Genomic DNA, 17890 nt, shown 5'->3' with positions numbered 1-17890 from the left:
TAGAGGGTGTCGAGTCGGGCCCCGTTCCAGTACAACGGGGTTCGGGGGCCGGCGACGTTGGAGATGACGACGTTGAACGGTGGCCGCAGCGGACCGCGGCGGCCGAGGAGCATCTCGACTCCGAGCGGGGCGGCGCCGAGGGCGCTCATCGCGAGCACCTGGGCGGGACTCATCGACTGGAGGGCGGCCTTGCCCTCGTTCATGCAGTTGCGGACGGTCTCGAGGCGGTGTGCGGGGTCCGGGAGATGGGTGGCCAGGTTGCACATGAGCACGCCCACCCGATTGCCTCCGGGCGCCCGGTCACCGGTCCCGGTGTCCGGTGCGCGCAACGAGACCGGGACCATCGCGATCAGGGGATTGTCCGGCAACGCGTCGCGGGTGTGCAGGTAGGCCCGGAGGGTGCCCGCGCACATGGTCAGCACGATGTCGTTGATGGTGGCGTCGGCGTGCTTGGCCAGCAAGCGGATTCGTTCGAGGGGGAAGGACCGGGCGGCGACGTGGCGGGCTCCGCTGATCGGCACGTTGAACAGGGTGTGCGGTGCGGTCAGCGACAGCGCACCACCCGTGCCTCGGCGGGCGCGGTCCACGGTTTCCACCGCCGCAGGCACCAACCCGGTCACCTCGCCGACCACACCCCGGGCGGCGTCCCACGCCAGTCCAGGCAGCGTCGCCAGTCCCGGGAGCGTCGACCCGCCCTGAGTGTCCGTGCCCCCGGTCGGTGCCGGGACGACAGTCAACCGATGGTGGGGCTGCCAGGGGGCGGGCATGTTCTGCCGGTGCGGGTCCTCGCTCATGCTCTCGCGCAGCAGCTAGGGGCCCCGGCGAGTGCTGGGGGACGTCGGCGGGGTCCCTGCGGATGCCACCAGCTTTCGGGGGAGGTGACCTCATCAACGTATCCCATATGAGTGCCATGTGTAGGTAAAGTGATGTGGACAACAGCGATCTTTTGTAAAAAGAGTTCCATCTCAGTAATGTCCTAGCAAAGCATTCATATGTCGCAAATGTCGGAGTTGCGTCCGACCTCGTGGAAGGTGACTCGCTGATGGGGTTCCGCGAAACGGTGGCCTGTGCTGGCGGGGTGGTGCGGCTGGGTGTCGATGCGGGTATCGCGCTGATGTCGATGGCTATCGCGGTCCCGGGCGCGTTCGCCATTGGCGAGGCAACAGCGATGGCGAGCGCGGCGCGCGGCCTGAGCCCGGCGCCCGCCACCCCCCCGCCGGAGTCGAAGACGCACGACCTCGGAACGATCGTGACACCCAGGTGACGTCGGCGAAGGTATCATGCCCGCTCCAGGCGGACGAGTGGAAGGGTTGAGACGGATGCGCGAGAAGAGCGAGAAGGTGGTGGCGCCCCGTGCTGCGTTGACCGTGGGTGCCCGGGTGCTGGTCCGGCGGCGGTCGGAGGCGGCGGCAACCGGTGCGGTCGTCGAGGATTACTCGGACGTGACCGGCACCGCCGAACGTGGGCACGATTGGGCGCCGGTGCATCGGCCCACGGCCCTCCGCCATGTCCTTGATGTTGCCGCCGGCCGAGAATGCGGAGCCGGCTCCCGTCACGATGACCGCTTTGCCGTGACCAAGGGCGCGCACTGCTGGTCTGGCTCACCGGAGACTCCGCAGAGGTGGACCTCCCACCCGCGGCACATGGTCTCGCGCGCACAATCGCCCGACGGGGTCTGCATCTGAGGGTATTGATGCAGATCTACCGAGTCGGCCAGAAAGCTCTGCTGAGATTCGCCGCGGAAACAGCAAGTGAGCGCATCACCGACCCGGTATTGGAACCGAAAGTCCTGATTCGGCTACTGGAGCGGGCGAATCACTGGCTCAACGTCTCATTGGAGGTACTCGCGGATACCTACAGCGAGGAACGAGAGGGATTGAGCGGCGCGTTCGCCCGGCAGGCAGAAACGGTGCAGGCGATCATCCGAGGCGAGATCGCCGATACTGTGGCAGCCTCGAATCGTTTGAATTACCCCTTGCTCATGCATAACACCGCACTTGTACTGTGGCTCGAGGACACACAGTCGGATCAGGCCGAGGACGGGATCGGCGTTCTGGACTCCGCCGCCCGTGCGGTTGCGGCCACGATCGGGGCTCGGCAAATGCTTACTGTGCCGTCCGGATCGCGAGGGCTCTGGGCATGGTTGACGGCGGAAGTCGAGCTGGATCTCACCGCATTGGACATCGGCCCGGATATCCCGGCCGGGATCCGGATCGCGATTGGTAACCCGGGCACGGGAATTCGGGGATTTCGGCAGTGTCAAACCGAAGCTATTGCTGCTCAACATATCTCGGAATCTCGACCGGCCACATTACGAGCCCAAGCACCGCGCCCCTCATCGATGTGCGGTGGAGGTGAATTGATATGTTGCCGCATCGACGATCTCGCCGGGCGTGATGGAGATCTCGTCGTTCAACCATGCGGTGACCAGCTCGGCCAAGCCGCCCACAAACAGCAGTCCGTTGATTTCACCTTGATGTGGTGGCCACGCTCGGTCTCCGTACATGCGCGTGGCTTCGTCCGCCACCATCTGAGCGAAGCCCCGCAGTGCTGCGCGTCGGTGGGTGCGCAGAGGTTCGGACGCGGCGGATTCGATCATCGCAACACGTCCCTTGCGTGGATCTTCGGTGAGGATGGTGACGAACGACGCGATGGCATTTCGTACGCGTTGTTCGATCGTCCCGGTTCTCGCTCGAAGCGCATCCAGTCCGGCCTGACGGACCTCGTCGGCGATGCCGTCCAGGACCTTCTGTAGGAGTTCGTCTCTGCTGGTGAAACTTTCGTAGAAGTATCGCTCCGTCAACTTGGCGTGCGCGCAAATGGCGGTCATGGTGGCGCCGCCCTTACCTGTGGCTGCAAACACGTCCAATCCCGCCTCGAGCAGACTCTCGCGGCGCAGTGCTGCACGTTGGTCGCCGCTCAGGCCAGCGTATCGACGGGGCGTAGGAGGAGTCATGGATCGATATTGACAGACGTGATCTCGATGGCGCAGACTACGCTCATCTGACAGGAAGCGCTGTCAGATGAGACGGGAGTTGAGGTTCGTCATGTCCAAGATCCTGGCCGTTCCACCCGCACAGTCGCAGTTGCACCCGGTCTCGGGGCGATCGGGGCTGCCCGGCGTCGGGCACGTACTCGAATACATCCGAGATCCACTCGCATTGATGCAAAAGCATTGGGACCGTTACGGCGAGGTCTCCTGGTTCTCGATGGTCGGTCGGCGTTGGGTCGCAGTCCTCGGACCCGACGCATGCCAGGAAGTGCTGCAGAACAAAGATCGGGCATTCGTCAACGGTGACGGCTGGTCGGTGCTGATCGGCCCCTTCTTTCACGGTGGCCTCATGCTTCTCGATTCGGAAGAACATCTACGACACCGTCGAATCATGCAGCAAGCCTTCACCCGATCGCGCCTCGAGAATACCGTCGACGTTCTCAACCCGGCGATCGACTCGGCGCTCGACGCCTGGACTCCCACCGACGGATTCCGCGCCTACACGGCGCTCAAGACGCTCACTCTCGATCTCGCCACCGACATTTTCATGGGTGGCGCGGAAGGGTCTACCGAGAGCGAGATTTCCTCGGTGAAAAAGGCTTTCGTCGATTGCGTGCAGGCGGCAACCTCGGTGGTCCGCTATCCGGTCCCGGGGACCAGGTGGAAGCGAGGACTCGACGGACGCCGAGTCCTGGAAGACTTCTTCCGGCAATACCTACCGGCGCGTCGATCACACGAGACGGACGACCTGTTCTCCGTGCTCTGTCACATCGAATCCGAAGCAGGACAACGCTTCAGCGACGACGAGGTGGTCGATCACATGATCTTCCTCCTGATGGCCGCGCACGACACCTCCACGATCACCATCTCCACGATGATGCAGTACCTGGGTCAACACCCGCAGTGGCAGGACAGATGCCGGGCGGAGTCGCTCGCGTTGGGGACCCCGGCGCCGAGTTATGCCGATCTCGACGGACTGGACAGCCTCGATCTGGTCATGAAGGAATGCCTCCGGATCGTCTCTCCGGTGCCGGTCATGGCGCGCCGAGCGGTTCACGACACCCAGGTGCAAGGGCACTTCGTGCCTGCGGGAACCTACGCGGCGGTGGTGCCACATTTCACCCACCACATGTCGCAGTACTGGCCCGAACCCGAGCGTTTCGATCCCGAACGCTTCGCGGAGCATCGACGTGAAGACAAGGTGCACCGATATGCCTGGGAGCCCTTCGGTGGTGGCGTGCACAAATGCCTCGGAATGCACTTCGCCGGCGCCGAGATCAAAGCAATCATGCATCACCTCCTCCTGCGCTTCGACTGGCACGTCGACGCCGACTACGTCGCTCCACTCAACTTCACGTCCTTGCCGTTCCCCTCAGACGGACAACCTGTCGATCTGCGTTTGCTCGCTACTTCTTGAGGCAACTGGGGTGGTTTGGCGGACCCCTTTTGCTAGGAGTCCGAGGCCCTTGTGTTGGCACTGTGGGAGGAATCTCCACGATCAACTGCCGAAATTCGGACGATTCCCCGCTGTAGATTCCGCTCACTCGTGGTTTGCGCGCGGTATGACGCCGAGAGCGTGATGCCCGCCGGTGGGTGGCGAGGGCGGCCGCGCAGCCCGGAAATACCACTGCGACCGATGCCGGCAATCCACCAAGAAGATCGTGGCCCGGTGGCCCGACGGAGCGATCTGCTACCCCTATTACTCGTCGGGAACGCGCACTCAAGGCGCCTGTCCCGGGTGTTCGGCCATCCGGATGCTGCCCGGGCGTGACGGGGATGGCGCCGCCATCTGCGTGGACTGCGCAGGAATTGCCTTCGACCTGCACTGCCACCGATGCGGGCACGAGGAAGAGCGCTACCGTGCCATGCTCTGCGCCCGATGCGCGCTACGCGATGACCTCCAGTCGATTCTGTGTTCCACCGACGCTGAGGATCCCCGCCAAGGGCCTTTCCGCCCGCGGTGCGTGCGGTGGAGATACCGAAGCCGCATGGTGGCGGGACGAGGGTTCTCGGCATACCTTGCGTCGGTGACAGAGTGGCGTAGACGGTGGTCGCGCTGGCGTTGGAACCTCGGACGGAGTCGATCTTCCACGACGACTCCTACGGGTACCGGCCCGAGCGCGGTGCGTTGGACGCGGTCGCGAAGTGCCGCGAAAGGTGCTGGCAGAAGGCGTGGGTCATAGATTTGGACGTCAGCAAATTCTTCGATTCGGTTGACCATGATCTGATGGCGAAGGCGGTGGCCGCGAACACGACTCACGAGCAGCGCTGGATTGTGCTGTATGTGCGGCGGTGGATGGTGGCCCCGATTCTCATGCCCGACGGCAGGTTGGTCGAGCGGGATCGCGGGACCCCGCAGGGGTCGGCTGTTACCCCTCCAACGCAGTGGGCAATGTTCGCCCTCCGTGTCGGTGTCGTCGGTGTCGTTGCTGGTGCGTTCGCGGATGGGGATGCGGTGGCGGATGGTAATCTTGTCTGGTCCGACCAGGACGTCCTTGACCAGCAGCCGCAGGACGCGTTGGCGTTCTTCGACGGTGGAGACCTCGGCTTTGTCGCGGAGTTGGGTGAGGAATCCTTCGAGGTCGGCGGCGAGCGCGAGGTAGGCGTCGCGGTCGGCGAGCTGGCCGTCGAGTGCATCTATCTGGTTACGCAGGTTCGTTTCTCGTGCGCGTAGGTCGGGCATGCGGGCGCGCAGTTCGTCGATGGTGACCAGCTGCTCGCCGAACGCCTCGATCATGGCGGCGATCCCGGACCGGGCTTTGGTCAGCGCTGATTCCAACCGTTTGCGTTGCGCAAGAGCGGGATCGGATGTCTTGGCGGTCTCGAGGCGTTTGTCGATCTCGGTGCGGATCAGCTGGGGGTCGGCGAGCATTCCGGTGATGTGCTCCCAAACCACGGTGTCGAGGTAGTCGGCGCGAACCGGCTTGTTGGTGCAGACCCGGCCGCCCTCGTATCGGTAGTCGTCCGAGCCCAGGCACCGGTAGTAGTAGATCTTCTTGTTCGTGGTGCGCGTCGAGGTCCGGTAGTAGCCGTATCCGCAGTTCGAGCACGCGGCCAGGCCTTGGAGCAGCGAGGGAGTTTTGCTGTTACGAGAGGCGAACCGCTTGTTGTCGGCAAGGCGCCGGGTGACCCGCTCGAAGGTCTCCTCGGTCACGATCGCCGGCACCGCGATCTCGGTCCACTCCTCACGGGGCCGGTCGACGGTCTTTGACGCCCGCGGCGTGGATCGCCCCTGCAGTCGGGCGACCCGGTTCAGCCCGGGGGATTCGTGCACCACCATGGTCTTGCCGAACACCGCGCGGCCGGCATAGGCGGGGTTGCGCAGCATGCCCCAGATCACCGAGCGATCCCACCTCTGCTTGCCGATGCGCGTCGGGATGCCCTGCTCGGTGAGCCAGCGGGCCAGCTCCGCGATGGAGACGCCGTCGTCGGCGTAACGGCGGAACAGCTCGCTCACCAGCACCGCTTCGTGCTCGACGACCTCGTAGACGGCGCCGGCGTGGTCGCTCTTGCGGACATACCGGTAGCCGAACGGGGCGCCGGAGAGCACGTTGACCGACCCGGACTTGGCGCGGTGGGTCTTGCCGCGCCGGTAGCGCTCGAGGATCTGCGCCTTCTCGTACTCGGCGAACATGCCCTGGAACTGCACCAGCAGCTGATCCTCCGGGGAGTCGCCGCGCGGGCCCTTGACGAACTCGACTCGGGTTCCGGCGCGGGTGAACTCCTCGATCAGCAGGGCCTGGTAGGCGAACTTTCGGGCCAACCGGTCCGGCGAGTAGCACAGCACCACATCCACCCCGACCCCGGCCACGAGGTCCCGCAGCCGCTCCAGGGCCGGGCGGATCAGGGTGGCCCCGGAGTGCCCCTCGTCCTCGAACACCCATTCCTCAGGAACCTCGAGCCCGAGCTGCTCGGCGTGCGCGCGCAGCGCCGCCGTCTGCGAGCGAATCGTCTCGTCCTTCTTCTGTCGGGCCGAGGACACCCGGGCGTAGATCACCGCGCTCGTCATGGGGCGGTCGTCCTTCCTGACCGGCCCGCGCGATGCGGGCCCGTCGCTGTGGCACCAGAATGGCGCAGGCCACCGACACATCCGTGGCCGCGTGGCGGTCGAAGACGAACTGCGTCTCGACCACCCGGTCGTTCACCTGCGCCGTGGCTTTCTGTGGCCCCGCGCCAAGAACTCGGTCAACGCCTGCGCGACCAGGGCGGAGATCGTGCTCTCCGACTCCCTGGCCCGCTCGCGCACCCGAACCACCAGTGCCGCAGGCAATTTGACGGTGAATACCGTCGCTTCCTCCGGGACGGCCGCCCGGCCACCCTCTGCGGCACGCTCGGCGTACCGCCGCGCCTGCCGCACCGAGCAGCCGAACCGCTCCGCCAGGATGGGCGCGGCCTCGGCCACCGGCACCCCCGACTCCAGCAGCTCCGCGGCCGCGTTGACCCGCCGGGCGTACACCGCACCGTCAGCACGACCGCGACCACCAGACATGACATAAATGTACTACTGAACATGTCACACTTCCTTCGTGACACGCCGCGGAAGCTCCAGCCGCCGATAGCTCAGCGTGACATCAAAGCAGAAGTTGCTTATTGCGTTGGAGGCGAGAGTTCGCCCGTGCTCGCCAATCTGTTCATGCACTATGCGTTCGACATGTGGCTGGAGCGGGAGTTCCCGACCGTTGAGTTCGAACGTTATGCCGATGATGCCGTCGTGCGTTGCGCGACGGAGCATAGGGCCAGGGAAGTGTTGGCTGCGTTAGAGGTTCGGATGGCCGAGGTCGGGTTGCAGCTGCATCCGACCAAGACCAAGATCGTGTATGCAAGGACAAGAATCGGCGGCTCGAATGTGAGAACACGTCGTTCGCGTTCCTGGGGTATACGTTTCGAGCACGGAAGGCGCAGACCAGGGATGGACTGAGAGTGTTCAGTGCGTTTCTGCCCGCGATGGGTGCCGACGCGCTCAAAGCCAAGAGCGCGGAGGTCAAGGGCTGGCGTATTCACATGCGAACCGCCTTGGATCTGGCCGAGTTGGCCGGGTGGATGAACCCGATCATTCGGGGGTGGATGACCTATTACGGCAAGTTCTATCGGAGCGAGATCTACGTTCCGTTGCGGCGCATCAACACCTACCTGGTGCGGTGGGCGAGACGGAATTTCAAGCGGCTGAGGTCGTTCAAGAGGGCCGAGCGGTGGTGGAAGGGGATGCTCCGACGCCAGCCTCGCCTGTTCGCCCACTGGACTGGATGGCCGATTTTCAATGGATCAGGTGAGAAGAGCCGTGTAACGGGAGACTGTTAAGCACGGTGCTGTGGGAGCCCCGGGGTGAGATTCCCCGGGGCCACCCGACCCTCGGCCATCGCGCGGGGCAGTTGGTGATGATGTTGTGCGGCGTGTCGACGCCGCATGGGGCGACCACCGCCTGATCATCTTGAGGTTCCTCTCACAGAACTTTCGAGACAAAGGCAAGCGGTGGCCGTGAGTGTCACACGCGGGCCGATGACTGACTCCTGGGTCAGAGAGGGGCACAAGCGCGCCCGATGGGTGCCATCATCGGGGAGCGGTGTCGCGGTCGCAGGGGCGTCCCCCGGGACTGCTGTAAAAACCATTACCGCAGCATCTCCTGCAAAACTGCTGTTCAACACTCTTTTGCTCTGCAGAGTGCTGTCCTCGCTCAATGAATCTGTCGTTCGCTCGATTTAGTTGCTGCATCCGCCCTAGTTCGCTCAATCAAGTTGTCGCAGCGTCGCGTTTGCGCTGTTCAGCGGGGATGGAGCGCGTTCGGGATCTGCGGCGTTCCGACAGAAACATTGAGCGACATCCTGCCGGATCCGGTCGGTCTTGTTGTTGCACCGCTGGTAGGAGCCGTGCTCTGCGACAACTAAATTGAGCGAGGACAACGGTCACCGAGACGGACGCGAACTCCTGCCTCGTCACCACCTGTCCGGTGACAGGCGATCTTCCTTTTCGCCAATGAATCTTGCTCATCCCGACGTGTCTCGCCAGTGTAGTTGCTCGGTTCGAGATCATCTCATCCGCAAGGGGAGCACTGGCCGCTAAGCGGATCTCGTCAACGGCGCGACCCACCTGGATCGATCGGCCTCACTGCGTTCAATCGGGATGCCCGAGTAACCGACTGCTGCGAACGCCAGTTCACGCAAGATTCATTGGCAAAATGTGCGCGGCGTCCTTGCCGCTGAACCCCGAAACTCTGACGGGCACCCCGAAACTCGCCAGTCAAAATTCCTCGGCTCAGGTCACAGCCCCTTGCCGAGGACAATCCCGTGTCACCGGACACCACCGGGTGGTTGCACCGATCGGCAGCGGATCCACTGTCACCACCACCACCGCGTGGAAGGGAGCGGGCGGCATCGGAGGCTTCTTCGAGATCCAGGCGCAGGTGCTCGAGAACCTGAAGCGCGAACTGGGGTAGGGTAGCCGATCGCTGACGGCCGGTAGGGAGCGCCGGAGTCGGCCGGACGATTCACATCCTTGGTGCCGCCGTCCGGCGGGTATTCGCGTCCCCAGGCGTCAGCCCTGTTTTGGTCGCCACCCGTCGGCAACGATCTCACCAGCTCCGCCAATGAACTTCGTTGGTTCAGGACTCGTCATCGTCAGCGCGGCCCCTTTCATTCGACGCTTCGCTCCGCCTTCGGCAGGCTGCGGTTCATACCGGTAACCCACTCAGCTCGGCGACGGCAGGTCGGCGCACGCAATCTTGGTCCCCGCTGCGTCGTGGACGACGGCGGAGCGAGCGCGGTCGGGCAGCGGCTGTGTCCGGGTCTCGGTGGCCGCGGCCTTCGTTTCTCCCGCTGCCGTGTGGAGCATGAAGTGGATCTCGTTCGGCGGCTTACTGGAGCCGGCAGGGTCGAGCTTCAGGTGCGGCCCGCCCACTCCGTCGGCGCAGGTCTGCTCGTGAACGTGCGCCATGTAGGTCGCGGCGGACTGCAGGCCGACGAGGTCGAGGGTGATGCTGGTGCGGTCGGGCGAGAGGAGCACCTGTCCGGACAGCGCCCGCTCGCCGGCTGGTGCCGAGTCGAGCAGCCTCAGCGCGGACGGTGCCGAAGGCTCCTCCGGCGGGCTGGCAGTTGCCGAGGAAGACGGCGAAAGCCCGGTGACGGCTGCGCGGGGAGCGGTGTCGGTGCCGCTGCCGCCGCAGGCGCTGACCAGAGCGAGCGGGATCAACAGCAGGAGTGGCGGGACACGACGGAACATGAAGAGACCTCCGAGGTAACTGAGAGTGGTTACGCGGCTCAGTAGGGCCGCGCAATCGGGTGGAGCAGCGGGGTGATCACCAGCCGAATCTGGTCGACCGCCCGCTCTGCGGGGCCGACCGGCTGGAGCAGATGGCTCAGGGTGAGCCGAACGACGACCTCGATCGCATGCGTCAGCTGGCGTTCGCCCATGTGGAGTGTTCCGTCGAGAGTCTTGGCCTCGGCTGTGATCGCGTCGATTACACGCTGGAGGACCGGCTCGGTCTGTGCGGTGAGCAGCGGTAGCAGCCCGGCATCGGATCCGTGCGCACCGGCGACGATCGCCTTGAGCAGTGCATTCTCGGCGCCGGTCCGCAAAGTGAAGTCCGCGGCCGCCGTCATGCCCGCGACAGCGTCGGATTCGTGTGCGCGCAAGCGCTCGACGATTCCGGTGATGAAGCGATTGGTCTCACGGCCCACCAGCGCCTGTCCGAGCGCCTGCTTGGCGCCGATGTCCTTGTACAGCATCTGCCGGCTGACGCCGACACGGTCGGCGACCCCCGACATGGTCACCGCCGCCCATCCCTCGCCGCAGACGATCTCCGTCGCCGCGTCCAGCAGCCGGTCGCGAAGGAGCTGGCGCACTTCGGCCTGAAAGTTGGGCACTTCGTCCATGCCCAGATGTTACATAGCTCGGCAATCTGTCGCCACTGTTGACATATAGCCTGGATTTGTATTTCATGAAGACGTAGATGAGATATGTGTCACGATGAGGAGAAGCGATGCTCGACATCAGCGAATCTGAGCGATCCCGGCGAGCGCGCGTCCCGGTTCTGTCGGAGAGCGAGGCTGCCGCGGTCCGTCGGGGCGTGCCCGATCCGGGGATCTCATTGCCGCGCGTCGCGGCACCCACCGTTCTTGTCTGGGTTGCCTCGCTTGCCGTGTGGATCGCGGCCACCTACCTCGTGCTGGGCGACTTCAGCAGATGGTGGCTGTGGCTGACCATCCCGGTGCACGCGTTCGTCACCTTCTCGATGTTCACCGTGCTGCACGAATCGACACACCACGCCGCGGGCCGGATGGGCTGGGTCAACGAGCTATTGGGCCGGTTGTCGATGCCGTTCGTCGCCGCCTGGGGCACGTACCCGCTGATCAGGTACGTCCATATCGAGCATCATCGGAACACCAACGAGGACATCCACACCGATCCCGACGCGTGGTCCGAGCACGGCCCGGCATGGCAGCTGCCGCTGCGGTGGATGACCCAGGACGCGTGGTACTTCCGGTTCTATCTGCCACGCATGGCCCGGCGTCCACGCAAGGAGGTCATCGGCCTGCTGACCAATCTGGCCGCGGTGATCGCCATCATGATCGCGCTGATCGCAACGGGCCATGGGTGGGAACTGGTGCTGATCTACCTGATTCCCCAGCGGCTCGGGCTCGGCCTCTTGGCCTGGTGGTTCGACTGGTTGCCGCATCACGATCTGGGCGTGACCGCGAAGGTCAACCGGTTCCAGGCAACGCGAATCCGCGTCGGATGGGAGCGGCTGATGAATCCGCTGATGTTCTACCAGAACTACCACCTGGTCCATCACATCCATCCGACGATTCCGTTCTACCGCTACGTGCAGGCGTGGCAGCGAACCGAGGCCGACTACCTGGACCGGGGTGCGCCCATCGCCACCGCCTGGGGCCGCGAGTTGACCTCGGCGGAGTACCGGGCGTGGCGTGAGATCGCGGAGCGGTACGACAGCGACACCGTTGGGGAACTCGTCGGCACCGACCGTCCCCGCTTCCACTCGCTGCGGGTCTCGGAGGTCCGCCCGCTGACCCCGGAGGCCGTGTCGGTCACCTTCGAGGTACCTGACGACTTGCGGGAGACTTACCGCTTTCTTCCCGGCCAGAGCATCGTGGTGCGCCATGTACTCGACGGGCAGGAGCTGCGGCGCAACTATTCGATTTGCACGGTGGCCAGCTCGGGAGTGCTTCGCATCGCGATCAAACGCGTCGACGGCGGACGATTCTCCCATCACGCCAACACAGCCCTGCGGCCCGGCGACGCGCTGGAGGTGATGCCGCCGACCGGTCAGTTCACGCTCACGGACACGCCCGCCCGGTCTCGTCACCTCGCGGCGGTCGCTGCCGGCAGCGGCATCACGCCGGTGATCTCCATCCTGGCAAGCGCTTTGACCGCCGAACCCGAGGCCCGGGCGACCTTGATCTACGCCAACCGCACCCCGGAGTCAACGATGTTCGGCCCCGAGATCGCGATGCTTACCCGCCAATTCGAGGGCCGTTTGAAGGTGCTGCACTTTCACTCCCGCGCCGAGGGCGCCGAACCCGTGCCAGGCGAACAAGAGCACGAGAGCGTCTTCGGCGGACGGCTCACACCGGCGCGGTTGGCCGAGCTGCTCGATACCCACACCAATGGCGGGCGAAGCCTGGCGGCCGTCGACGAGTGGTATCTCTGCGGGCCAGAAGAACTCACCGTAGAAGCAGCGAACATCCTTGCTGCACAACACGTGCCGGCGCAGCACATCCATCGTGAACTGTTCGTCTCCACCAACCGGACCGAACTCGCGAACGACTCCGCCGTCGTGCCCGCGAAGGTGTCGGTGACCCTGGACGGGCAGACCACCGAACTGACGACCGAGGGTGACGAATCGCTCCTGGAGGCCGTGCTACGGACCGGCCTCGACGCTCCCTACTCCTGCACCGGCGGCGCCTGCGCAACCTGCAAGGTCAGCCTGCTGCGGGGCACCGTCCACATGGAGCAGAACTACACACTCTCCGACGACGACGTCGCGCGGGGCTGGGTGCTCACCTGCCAATCGCGCCCCACCAGCGATTCCCTCCACATCGACTACGACCAGTGACCCACCGCAGCACCGCCGCCGGACTGGCTGCGGCACAGGAATACGGTGTGGTTCCACGACGGACGCCTCGACCTCCGGCATCGTGTGCTTCGAGAGGGGCGACATGTCACTGATGCCCGTGACCGATTCGATCTTTTTGCTGGCGGGTCCCGCGAGCACCCGATGCACGTCGGCGGCCTCGAGCTGTTCGTACCGCCCGAGGATGCCGGACCCGGATACGCGAAGTTGATGTATGAGCAGTTGATCGCTCAGAGGGACGTTCACCCGCTGTTCCGCAAGCGGCCCAGCCGGCCGGTGAGCAGCCTGGGCAACGTCATCTGGATCGAGGATGACGGGGTGGACCTCGACTACCACGTGCGACGCTCCGCGCTGCCCGGTCCGGGTCGGATCAGGGAGCTGTTCGAGCTGACCTCGCATTGGCACGAGTCTCTACTCGACCGTCACCGCCCGCTGTGGGAGATGCATATCGTCGAAGGTCTCGCCGACGGGCGCATCGCGGTCTACACGAAGATCCACCAGGCGCTCCTCGACGGCGTCTCGGCGCTTCGGACGCTGCAGTCAACGCTCACGGAAGACCCCGACGCACGGAACAGCCCCGCCCCGTGGAGCCCCCGGGAACGCTCCGGTCCTACCGGTCCCGGATTCGATCCGCTGAAGATGCTCCGCTCCGGTGGCCGGCTGCTCACCGATATCGCAGGTCTGGCTCCCGCCACGCTGCGGGTGGCCAACCAGGCCATCCGTGAGCGTGACCTGACGCTGCCGATGACGGCGCCGCGCACAATGTTCAATGTCTCCATCGGGGGCGCGCGCCGGGTTGCTGCCCAGTCCTGGCCGCTCGAGCGACTCCGGGCGGTGGGCAAGGCGGCCGGGGTAACGCTCAACGACGTGGCGTTGTCCATGTGCGCGGGCGCGTTGCGTGCGTATCTGCTCGAGGAGAATGCGTTTACCGGATGCACCGTTGATCGCGATGGTCCCGGTATCCCTGCGCGCGATGACCGACGAGAACGATGCCGGCGGCAATGCTGTGAGCGCCGTGCTGTGCAACATGGGCACGCACCTCGCCGATCCTGGCGACCGGCTGGGCACCGTGGTGCGGTCGATGGGTCAGGCCAAGAAGGTCATCGCCGGTATGACGCCGCTACAGACGCTGTTGATCGGTGCGTTGACCGTCGCGCCGCTGGGGCTGTCGTTGGTTCCGGGCTTCGTCGACCACACCCCGCCGCCGTTCAATGTGATCATCTCGAATGTGGCGGGCCCCAAGAAGACGATGTACTGGAACGGCGCCAGGCTGGACGGGATCTATCCGGCCTCGGTTGTGACGGACGGTCAGGCCTTGAACATCACACTGGTCAGCAACGGCGACTCGCTGGACTTCGGGGTGACGGCCTGCCATCGGGCCGTGCCGCACCCGCAGCGGATCCTGACCTACCCGGAGGACGTGCTGGTCGAACTCGAGCACGCCACCGGCGCCGAGTCCGGCCGCGGGGCTGGCGATGAGATGACGAATTTGGCGATGAGGCCGGTGAACGTACACACCTCGAAACCAAGTGTCCGGTCTCGTCCTCGCAGTGAGTCTGAACATCACCCCCCCTCGCGCTGCGCATGAACCACATCGTGGTGCGATTCCCGCTGCAATCGATTGTGGATTCGATGCTCACCTGCCAATTGCCCTACGCGCCTTTCCATCCACATCGACTACGACCAATGACCCACGCAGCACCGAACCCCGCCGCAGGAGGCAACAATGAGCGACATCCCGACGAACGGGTACACCGCCCCGAAGATCCGTGCGGCTGCTGTCCAGCTCGAGGGCGTCGTAGGCCGCGGTGCTGAGAACCTCCAACGCCTCGAGAAGATGATCGTCGAGGCGGCCGAGAAGGGCGCCAAGCTCATTGCGATGCCCGAATTCTGCACATCCCCGCTCCCCTTCCGGCCGGAGGTCCACAGCACCGTCTTGCCCCGGGACAACAACGCGGTGGACATGTTTCAGACGCTCGCGAAACGCTACCGATGCCACATCGGCGGATCCATGCTCATCGCCGACAAAGGTGACATCTACAACCGCTACCACTTCTTTGAGCCCGGCGGCCAGGTACACACCCACGACAAGGACCTTCCGACGATGTGGGAGAACGCCTTCTACGGCCCTGGGAAGGACGATGGTGCCTTCGATACCGATCTTGGAGGTGTGGGGGTGGCCAGCTGCTGGGAGCTCATACGCACCCAGACCGTGCGACGCCTGTTGGGCCGCGTCGATGTGGCGGTGACGGGGACGCATTGGTGGACGCTGCCCTCGAACTGGGGCGATCTGACGGACCGCGTGTTTGCGCCACTGGCGCAATACAATCGCTATCTGTCCGAAAACGCTCCGGCCGAGTTCGCGCGTCGGTTGGGTGTGCCGGTGGTGCAAGCATCGCATTGCGGCAGTTTCCGCACCGATTTCATGATCGTTCCAGGTATCCCAATTGCGCCGCCGTACGAGACCACATTCGTGGGCGGAACGCAGATCGTTGACGCGCAGGGACGGGTCCTCGCCCAGCGACGAACGTCCGAAGGCCCCGGCGTCGTCGTTGCCGAGATCGAACTCCAGGCACGCGAACCACAGGTGCCACTGGAGTACCGATTCTGGATCCCGGAACTCCCCCTGTCCCTGCGCGCGTACTGGCACCAACAGAACGCCTGCGCGAAGCTCTACTACCGGCGTCGAGGACGCGCAGCCGGACTGGCTGCGGCACAAGACTACGGTGATGTCCTACGACAGAAGCCTGGACTTTCGGCATCATCATGTGCCACAGAACTGGCCGAACATCCAGTGACCGAGCGAGCATCGAATGCAGACTCCAAGCGCGAAACCGCCGGCGGGAAGTGAAAATTGCCGTGAGGCTGAAGACCGTGGTCCTCGCGGTGGGGCGCATGAACTATGCCGCGGTGCGGTTCCCGCTACAGCTCATCGAGGACACCGCGATGTCCCGTCTCGATCAGCGGGCGCCGCTGCGACTGGCCTACGAAAGCCTGCTCGCCACTGCCGATGGTGCTGCCGAGCGCCTGCTCGGTGACGAGCCCGCAGGCGCGCGCGACGCCGTGCTCCGTGAAGGGGCCACGGTAGTCCCGATCCAGAGCGCCGCACGGCGACGGCATAACGAACGCATGCGGGCCGCTGGGGGTTCGGCCGACAAGCGCACGGCCGCGGAGAAGGCGCGCACGAGGGCAGCGGACGAGAAGCGGCGAGTGCAGCGGCCGGCTGCGCAGCGCGCGAAGATCGCGAAGGAGCGGAAGGAGCGAGCAGCCCGCCGCTGTCGCCCAGCAGGTGGCCTGGTGATTCCTCAGCGTACGAGTATCGGTCTTGGACGTGCATGACGGCTTGCTGAACGGCTCACTCGAGAGAGCGGTCGTGGCACGATTGGCCGGCATGGAACAGGGTGACCGTATGTCCTCGATCTTTGTGGTCCGCAACAGAAGTAAATCCCCTTGGCGGCCTCAACCCGAACGAGTGATCGTAGTCCTGCGGGCAATCATTGTTGCCGGCATGGCGGCGCTGGTCATCTTTGGATCGCCGATCAATCGGACGAATGCCCCACTCGCCACCGTAACCCTCATTTGCGGGGCAATCTATGCCGGTGCTGTCCTCATCGCGGGCCTGCAGGGGCGACGGATCTTTCAGGATTTGACAACAGTTCTCGACGCCGCATTGACGAGCACACTCATCGCGGCAACCGGTGGCGCGGACAGCCTGATGGTAGCCGTCTTACCGCTGGCGATTCTCGCCGCTGCGGCAACGCAGGGACTACGCAGGGCCGTGGTTGCAGCATTTCTCACCGGTTCGACGTATACAACTGTCGTTTTCCTCACCCCTCGTCCGGTGATCGCGTGGCATGACAAGTTGGAGGCCGGCTTGTGGTGGTCGGGATGCCTCGTTGTCACCGCGGTGCTTGCGGGAATACTGAAGCATCTTCTCGATGCCGAACACAACAGGCTGATCGACACGCGAGCGGAGGCATTGGCAGACCGGATTGCTATCGAGGAAGAGCGTGATCTTCGCGCTCGATTGCTCGCTTCACAGCAAGCAAAGGACGATGGGTTACGGGTGGTGATCCATGAATTTCGGACTCCTGTTTCGTCTTTGGCTGCCCTTGCCCGGTCGCTTGAAACGCTCGGCAGGCTCACCCCCGACGAACGTGAACGAGCCATTGCTCTCATATCAGCGCACGCCGTACATCTTTCGGAGATGCTGGAGGGGCTGGCTGACAGTGCCGTGCAGACAGGGGATCCCCGTGGCGCTGCGAGGATCAAAGATGTGGCCCTGAAGGGGCTTGCCGAGCAAGTGTGGGATGCTGCGTCGAAGCAAGGGATGACCGGCACAGTTCATGTCGACCCGATTGACGCGGTGGTGCGATGCGACGTGGTTGGTCTCCGTCGAGTACTGACAAATCTGGTCGAGAATGCCCACCTTCATGGCGGCGACTCTCCCGTTGAACTCGACCTCGTCGCGACACCAAATGCCCTCATGGCGCAGGTGCGCGACCGTGGGCCTGGAATTGCCCTCCAACCCGCTTCCGTTGCGGGGCCCGGGCGCGCCGGCGTCGGTGACCAAGCCGGCAAACCCAACCTGGGTTTATGGATTGTCGAGCAGGTCGTGTCCGGAATGAACGGAACCTTCTCGTTATCCGACCGACCCGGGGGCGGCCTCGTGGCCCGCGTCGTGATCCCGATTCACTGATACCTGCCAACCCGCGCCTGGCGTGGACATGTGTGGCCCGGATGGGCCAACGGTGGCGCTCCTGGCCCGCGCGGTGATCCGCATCACTGATGGATGCTCTTCTCCAGAACGTCCA

14 protein-coding genes and 5 pseudogenes are annotated in these 17890 nt (G+C 64.6%); 13 read left to right on the top strand and 6 right to left on the bottom strand.

Going from position 1 to position 17890, the window contains the following annotated elements; all coding sequences use genetic code 11:
* A pseudogene (locus tag ACFWAY_RS39285) lies at positions 1-809 on the bottom strand (WS/DGAT domain-containing protein); the annotation flags it as partial.
* Positions 810-1042: 233 nt separating this feature from the next.
* Between ACFWAY_RS39285 and ACFWAY_RS39280 the strand changes: the two are divergent.
* From ACFWAY_RS39280 to ACFWAY_RS39270, 3 genes and pseudogenes are all read left to right on the top strand, one after another.
* A complete protein-coding gene (locus ACFWAY_RS39280; protein WP_378514346.1) occupies positions 1043-1264 on the top strand; it encodes a hypothetical protein in 222 nt (73 codons plus the stop codon).
* A 55-nt stretch (positions 1265-1319) separates the two neighbouring features.
* Positions 1320-1685 carry a hypothetical protein gene (locus tag ACFWAY_RS39275; protein WP_378514354.1) on the top strand — a complete coding sequence of 122 codons (366 nt, stop codon included), beginning with the start codon at positions 1320-1322 and terminating at the stop codon, positions 1683-1685.
* 8 nt (positions 1686-1693) lie between these two features.
* Positions 1694-2275, top strand: a pseudogene (locus ACFWAY_RS39270) (PucR family transcriptional regulator); the annotation flags it as partial.
* A gap of 60 nt (positions 2276-2335) precedes the next feature.
* On the opposite strand, the gene ACFWAY_RS39265 reads toward ACFWAY_RS39270, so the two are convergent.
* Complete coding sequence (locus ACFWAY_RS39265; RefSeq protein WP_378514353.1) at positions 2336-2956, bottom strand: TetR/AcrR family transcriptional regulator; 621 nt, start codon at positions 2954-2956, stop codon at positions 2336-2338.
* A 91-nt stretch (positions 2957-3047) separates the two neighbouring features.
* Between ACFWAY_RS39265 and ACFWAY_RS39260 the strand changes: the two genes are divergently transcribed.
* Positions 3048-4409: a cytochrome P450 gene (locus tag ACFWAY_RS39260; RefSeq protein WP_378514345.1), complete on the top strand. Its 1362-nt coding sequence runs from the start codon at positions 3048-3050 to the stop codon at positions 4407-4409.
* 630 nt (positions 4410-5039) lie between these two features.
* Complete coding sequence (locus ACFWAY_RS39255; protein WP_378514352.1) at positions 5040-5666, top strand: reverse transcriptase domain-containing protein; 627 nt, start codon at positions 5040-5042, stop codon at positions 5664-5666.
* Positions 5667-5882: 216 nt separating this feature from the next.
* On the opposite strand, the pseudogene ACFWAY_RS39250 reads toward ACFWAY_RS39255, so the two are convergent.
* Positions 5883-7001, bottom strand: a pseudogene (locus ACFWAY_RS39250) (recombinase family protein); the annotation flags it as partial.
* 132 nt (positions 7002-7133) lie between these two features.
* On the bottom strand, positions 7134-7481 hold the full coding sequence (locus tag ACFWAY_RS39245; protein WP_378514344.1) for a hypothetical protein: 348 nt from the start codon (positions 7479-7481) through the stop codon (positions 7134-7136).
* A gap of 21 nt (positions 7482-7502) precedes the next feature.
* Here ACFWAY_RS39245 and ACFWAY_RS39240 point away from each other — a divergent pair, with 21 nt between their 5' ends.
* The 3 genes and pseudogenes from ACFWAY_RS39240 to ACFWAY_RS39230 all read left to right on the top strand — a co-directional run.
* Complete coding sequence (locus ACFWAY_RS39240) at positions 7503-7910, top strand: reverse transcriptase domain-containing protein (RefSeq protein ID WP_378514343.1); 408 nt, start codon at positions 7503-7505, stop codon at positions 7908-7910.
* A 2-nt stretch (positions 7911-7912) separates the two neighbouring features.
* Positions 7913-8290: a group II intron maturase-specific domain-containing protein gene (locus ACFWAY_RS39235; protein WP_378514342.1), complete on the top strand. Its 378-nt coding sequence runs from the start codon at positions 7913-7915 to the stop codon at positions 8288-8290.
* A gap of 1006 nt (positions 8291-9296) precedes the next feature.
* Positions 9297-9422 (top strand): annotated as a pseudogene (locus ACFWAY_RS39230) (SRPBCC family protein); the annotation flags it as partial.
* Positions 9423-9673: 251 nt separating this feature from the next.
* Here the strand turns inward: ACFWAY_RS39230 and ACFWAY_RS39225 are convergent.
* Complete coding sequence (locus ACFWAY_RS39225; RefSeq protein ID WP_378514341.1) at positions 9674-10204, bottom strand: hypothetical protein; 531 nt, start codon at positions 10202-10204, stop codon at positions 9674-9676.
* A 38-nt stretch (positions 10205-10242) separates the two neighbouring features.
* Positions 10243-10857 carry a TetR family transcriptional regulator gene (locus ACFWAY_RS39220; RefSeq protein ID WP_378514340.1) on the bottom strand — a complete coding sequence of 205 codons (615 nt, stop codon included), beginning with the start codon at positions 10855-10857 and terminating at the stop codon, positions 10243-10245.
* Between the two features lie 107 nt (positions 10858-10964).
* Here ACFWAY_RS39220 and ACFWAY_RS39215 point away from each other — a divergent pair, with 107 nt between their 5' ends.
* From ACFWAY_RS39215 to ACFWAY_RS39195, 5 genes and pseudogenes are all read left to right on the top strand, one after another.
* Positions 10965-13058, top strand: a complete 2094-nt coding sequence (locus tag ACFWAY_RS39215) for a fatty acid desaturase (RefSeq protein WP_378514339.1) — start codon at positions 10965-10967, stop codon at positions 13056-13058.
* 103 nt (positions 13059-13161) lie between these two features.
* Positions 13162-14529 (top strand): annotated as a pseudogene (locus ACFWAY_RS39210) (wax ester/triacylglycerol synthase family O-acyltransferase); the annotation flags it as partial.
* A gap of 273 nt (positions 14530-14802) precedes the next feature.
* Positions 14803-15927, top strand: coding sequence for a carbon-nitrogen hydrolase family protein (locus tag ACFWAY_RS39205; protein WP_378514338.1), 1125 nt, complete (start codon positions 14803-14805; stop codon positions 15925-15927).
* A gap of 8 nt (positions 15928-15935) precedes the next feature.
* Positions 15936-16415: a hypothetical protein gene (locus ACFWAY_RS39200; protein WP_378514337.1), complete on the top strand. Its 480-nt coding sequence runs from the start codon at positions 15936-15938 to the stop codon at positions 16413-16415.
* A complete protein-coding gene (locus tag ACFWAY_RS39195; protein ID WP_378514351.1) occupies positions 16408-17775 on the top strand; it encodes a sensor histidine kinase in 1368 nt (455 codons plus the stop codon). The genes ACFWAY_RS39200 and ACFWAY_RS39195 overlap by 8 nt, the downstream gene beginning before the upstream one ends.
* The last annotated feature ends 115 nt before the right edge of the window (positions 17776-17890 follow it).

It is taken from the genome of Rhodococcus sp. NPDC059968, from assembly GCF_042738615.1.
Taxonomy (GTDB): domain Bacteria; phylum Actinomycetota; class Actinomycetes; order Mycobacteriales; family Mycobacteriaceae; genus Rhodococcus_F.
The sequence above is the reverse complement of the archived record's forward strand: the minus strand, read 5'-3'. Positions and strand labels throughout refer to the sequence as shown.

Bases quoted from the DNA above. Each gene is read 5' to 3' on its own strand.
- ACFWAY_RS39280 (WP_378514346.1), top strand. From the start codon at position 1,043: ATGGGGTTCCGCGAAACGGTGGCCTGTGCTGGCGGGGTGGTGCGGCTG.
- ACFWAY_RS39275 (WP_378514354.1), top strand. From the start codon at position 1,320: ATGCGCGAGAAGAGCGAGAAGGTGGTGGCGCCCCGTGCTGCGTTGACC.
- ACFWAY_RS39265 (WP_378514353.1), bottom strand. From the start codon at position 2,956: ATGACTCCTCCTACGCCCCGTCGATACGCTGGCCTGAGCGGCGACCAA.
- ACFWAY_RS39260 (WP_378514345.1), top strand. From the start codon at position 3,048: ATGTCCAAGATCCTGGCCGTTCCACCCGCACAGTCGCAGTTGCACCCG.
- ACFWAY_RS39245 (WP_378514344.1), bottom strand. From the start codon at position 7,481: ATGTCTGGTGGTCGCGGTCGTGCTGACGGTGCGGTGTACGCCCGGCGG.
- ACFWAY_RS39240 (WP_378514343.1), top strand. From the start codon at position 7,503: ATGTCACACTTCCTTCGTGACACGCCGCGGAAGCTCCAGCCGCCGATA.
- ACFWAY_RS39225 (WP_378514341.1), bottom strand. From the start codon at position 10,204: ATGTTCCGTCGTGTCCCGCCACTCCTGCTGTTGATCCCGCTCGCTCTG.
- ACFWAY_RS39220 (WP_378514340.1), bottom strand. From the start codon at position 10,857: ATGGACGAAGTGCCCAACTTTCAGGCCGAAGTGCGCCAGCTCCTTCGC.
- ACFWAY_RS39215 (WP_378514339.1), top strand. From the start codon at position 10,965: ATGCTCGACATCAGCGAATCTGAGCGATCCCGGCGAGCGCGCGTCCCG.
- ACFWAY_RS39205 (WP_378514338.1), top strand. From the start codon at position 14,803: ATGAGCGACATCCCGACGAACGGGTACACCGCCCCGAAGATCCGTGCG.